The organism is Pontibacter vulgaris, assembly GCF_022758145.1.
Taxonomy (GTDB): domain Bacteria; phylum Bacteroidota; class Bacteroidia; order Cytophagales; family Hymenobacteraceae; genus Pontibacter; species Pontibacter vulgaris.
Window position 1 is genome coordinate 1 of sequence record NZ_JAJVDH010000011.1, and the last position, 4172, is coordinate 4172.

The window sequence follows — 4172 nt, forward strand, 5'->3', positions numbered from 1 at the left end:
CTTGTTCATAAATCGCTTTCTCACCGTGCTCTACCAGGTTGTAGGCATCCATCTGCAGCATCAGGATGCGCAGCGTTGTTTCTACTTCCGGGAAATTTTCCTGTAAGGTGGTACCATACGTAGGCGGAACGCTGGCTATTAGCGAGCCCGCTTCTTTAGCCGACAGGTCGTTGTACACACGATATACCCTGTCTCCTTCCGGCAAAAACTTATCATACTGAAGCTCATCATATACAAACAAGCCGATCAGCAGGCAGGCCGTAAGACCAAGTGCTAACCCCAGGATATTGATAAATGTGAAGCCCTTATGTCTGAAGAGATTTCGGTAGGCAGTGATAAAGTAATTTCGGTACATAGTTCTGCAAATTATAAGTTAGATGTCAGATTCACACTGAAGTTCCTATTTAGCTTTACATCCTTAATGCCAGAACTATATATTATTATAAATCAAATACTTACTAAAATACGATACAACTATACCGTGCAAAATCGCACGCAAGGTGTGCGATTTTGCACACCTATACTTTACACAATCTGCAAAACTGGCTCAGCATCAGGATATTGTATTAGTGGCATAATTATAGTTTATTTAACAACTATTGATTTACGATTATGCAATTAAATAAAGCTTCTGTACTTGTAGTTGATGACGACACCGATGTACTCACCGCTGTCCGGTTATTACTTAGGCCACAGGTTAAGGAAATTGTTACAGAAAAGAACCCAGAACAGATAACCACTCTTTTGGCGCAACGGGCTTTTGACTTGATCTTATTGGATATGAATTTCAAGAGTGCGCTAAACACTGGTAACGAAGGATTATATTGGCTTAAGAAGATCAAAGAGATCAAACCAGAGACTGCGGTGATTATGATAACCGCATATGGGGATATTGATCTGGCTATTCGTTCACTTAAAGAAGGTGCTTTTGATTTTGTTGTAAAACCATGGCACAACGAAAAACTGCTGAGTATAATTACCGATGCGCTTGCAAAAAAAAGTAGTGGATCCAAAGCTGCCGTTACAAGTATAAGCAAAACAGTTACAGGTCCGGAGTTGCTTGGTGCCTCTGAAGCCATGCAGGATATTTTGCTCAAAATTAAAAAAGTAGCTCCCACCGACGCCAACATCCTTATACTTGGTGAAAATGGAACTGGTAAAGAACTGATAGCAAAAGCTATTCACCAGAGTTCTTTACGCGCCGACAAACCTTTTATAAAAGTAGATGTGGGTGCACTAACCGAATCATTATTCGAAAGTGAATTGTTCGGGCATAAAAAAGGTGCCTTTACAGATGCCCGGGAAGACCGTGCCGGACGTTTTGAAGCTGCACACGGTGGAACGATTTTCCTGGATGAGATCGGAAATATATCGCTACATCAGCAAGCAAAACTGCTAAGTGTTTTACAGAACAGGCAGGTGGTGCGACTGGGCTCTAATGAGCCTATAGATATTGATGTACGGTTGCTTTGTGCTACTAACGTGCCGCTGGCAGAGCTAGCTAATGAATCGCGTTTCAGAAAAGACCTTATTTACCGGATAAACACTGTAGAGATAATGGTGCCGCCACTTCGCAAAAGGGGAAATGATATTATACTTCTGGCAAATCACTTCTTAAGCGTTTATGCTGCCAAATACATGAGATCATTTCCTGAACTATCTAAATCTTCTATAGAAAAGCTGATGCGTTACCATTACCCGGGTAATGTACGGGAATTACAATATGCCATAGAACGTGCTGTAATTATGACTGATGGCCATGTGCTGGAAGCTCATGATATCCTGTTCTCCCCAATTGAAGCTGCTCCTATTGCCGAAAACATACCACTTGAATCTAACCTGGAAGAGTTGGAAAAAGCAACCATAAACCGGGTACTGGAAAAAAACAACGGTAACTTAACCAAAGCGGCAAAAGAGTTAGGCATAACTCGTACCGCATTATACCGAAGGCTAGGCAAGTATGATATTTAAGACTTTTGAAGGACGGCTTACGCTACGTGTAATTTTGCTGCTGATCACGTTGAGTGCGCCGGCCATAGTTATTGTGAATGGCTTATCCGAGCTGCTTGTTTTTCTATTTCCCCTGCTGGTTTATCAGGTTTACGAACTCACCCGATTTTTAAAGAAAGCTCAGGAAGAGTTTAACCAGTTTGTAGAGTCAGTACATTACAGGGATTTTAACCGCTATTTTAATGAAAAGCAGGCTCCGGTTGAGCTTGAAGTACTCCGTAAAGGATTTAACGAAATCAACTCCACTTTTAAGGCATTAAGTAAAGAAAAGGAGTCTCAGTTTCAGAATCTGCAACAGGTAATGGCGCTGGTTAACACCGGCATTTTATCTTATGACACAGAAAACGGAGAGGTAGTTCTTATGAATGAGCCGCTGAAAAAACTGCTACACCTCCCTCACATGCAAACCATACATTTCCTTGCCAAACGTGATCAGGATCTTTATAGTGAAGTATTAAAGTTGCAGCCAGGCCATACTAAAATTGCAACTGCCCATACTTCATACTTAGAGAAAAGCTCATTTAAAGTATTGTTATCAGCCACAGGTTTTGAAAATGAAGGCAGTAAGTATAAACTGGTAGCTTTCCAGAATGTGAATGAAGCTTTGGACGAAACAGAATCACAAGCGTGGCAAAAACTGCTGAATGTTATGACGCATGAGATCATGAATTCTGTTGCGCCCATTTCATCCTTAGCCGATACACTTAAAAACCGTTTACAGCAAACAAGTATAGGTGGTATATCACCGGATGATGTGGAAGATTTGAAAGTAGGCATTGAAACTATAAAAAGTCGCAGCCAGGGGCTTTTACGGTTCTCAGAGACATACCGAAATCTTAGTAAGATCACTAAACTAAACCTGGATACACTATATGTGCAGGGGCTTTTTGACAACCTGCAACGGCTTATGCAGCCTACCTTCGCACAGAAGAATATAATGCTCAATATTATACTGAAAGATCCACAGATTTCATTGCAGGCCGATGTTAACTTGATAGATCAGGTGCTCATTAACCTGCTGGTAAATGCCATCGAAGCTGTAAAAGACCAGCCAAATCCGGAGATCACACTTACTGCTTATACCGATACTGAAAAAAAAACCATTATCAAGGTAATTGACAATGGTACAGGCATGTCTAAAGAAGTACAGGAAAAGATATTTATTCCATTCTTCAGTACTAAAAAACAAGGCAGCGGAATTGGTTTAAGCTTATGTAAGCAGATAGTTCTACTCCACGGCGGTACAATGCAAGTACATTCTGAAGTAGGAGAAGGTACAGTATTTTCGTTGCGCTTTGGGAAGAGTTACTTCTAAAGTAAAGTATAAATAAATTATCCTTAACTATTATTCAAACAGTTTTTAACAGAAGTAAAATCAACTTATACCGCTAAGAAAGTAGTTAAATCCTTAATTTTGATACTGTAAAAGCCCCTCCAAATTAAAAGAAGCAGCTTTTATACTTTGGTATGAATAGTCCACATACTTACTTTTTATAGTTAGCCGGCGGTGCACATACTGACATATTACAGTAGTTATTCCATTTAAATAAACTAAGTAGGCAGTAAGTATAAATGCTGGAGCATACTCCTACTGCCTAGGCTTAACTGATTTATTATCTTTGTATCTTCACTTCATCGATATTATCCCGCAACTCCCAGTCAATTAGCAGGTAGTTTGGATCAATGCCAGCATGGGCTGGTTTGCGTGGTACCGTTACCGTGATCGTCTGCTTAGCGGAATTTATGAAATGCTTCTTCAGATAGAGCGGTTTACCTAATTTTTCACCTTCTTTTGCAGGAGCGAAGAATCCTACTTCTACCCAATCTTTCATTGGCAACTTAGTCTCTACTCCTATACTGTCTACCATAAACTTCCGTGCCTGCACGTTGAGCGTCACTTGCCAGGCACCTGTTTTAGTCTGCTTCGCGGTGGCTTGCTCTGTCTTAAGTTTCCAGAAAGTATTCTTCTCAAAGAGATCGTGCAACAAGGACTGGGCCGAGTCAGGTGTTACTGCCCGTAGTTCTTGGTATAGGTCAAGAGAGGTCGGTAGCGGTGGCGTTCCTGATTTATGTTTCTCCAGCAAACGGTGCAGCGCAAGGTTTACTTTCTCCCTGCCGATATACCTGCTCAGTGCATACAGCGCGAATGGGCCTTTACGGTA

At 41.1% G+C, this 4172-nt stretch carries 3 protein-coding genes and 1 pseudogene; 2 read left to right on the plus strand and 2 right to left on the minus strand.

Annotation, left to right across the window (positions count from 1 at the left end):
- Positions 1–355: ABC transporter permease (locus LWP20_RS17935; RefSeq protein ID WP_242929558.1), on the minus strand; the 355-nt coding region annotated here is incomplete at its 3' end.
- Positions 356–612: 257 nt separating this feature from the next.
- On the opposite strand from LWP20_RS17935, the gene LWP20_RS17940 reads away from it, so the two are divergent.
- Together LWP20_RS17940 and LWP20_RS17945 are read left to right on the plus strand one after the other, a co-directional pair.
- The gene (locus tag LWP20_RS17940) at positions 613–1971 is read left to right on the plus strand and encodes a sigma-54-dependent transcriptional regulator (RefSeq protein ID WP_242929559.1); all 1359 of its coding nucleotides are present in this window, start codon (positions 613–615) and stop codon (positions 1969–1971) included.
- A complete protein-coding gene (locus tag LWP20_RS17945; RefSeq protein ID WP_242929560.1) occupies positions 1961–3325 on the plus strand; it encodes a sensor histidine kinase in 1365 nt (454 codons plus the stop codon). Before LWP20_RS17940 ends, LWP20_RS17945 begins: the two co-directional genes overlap by 11 nt.
- A 298-nt stretch (positions 3326–3623) precedes the next feature.
- Here LWP20_RS17945 and LWP20_RS17950 read toward each other — a convergent pair.
- Positions 3624–4172: pseudogene (locus LWP20_RS17950) on the minus strand (ABC transporter permease); the annotation flags it as partial.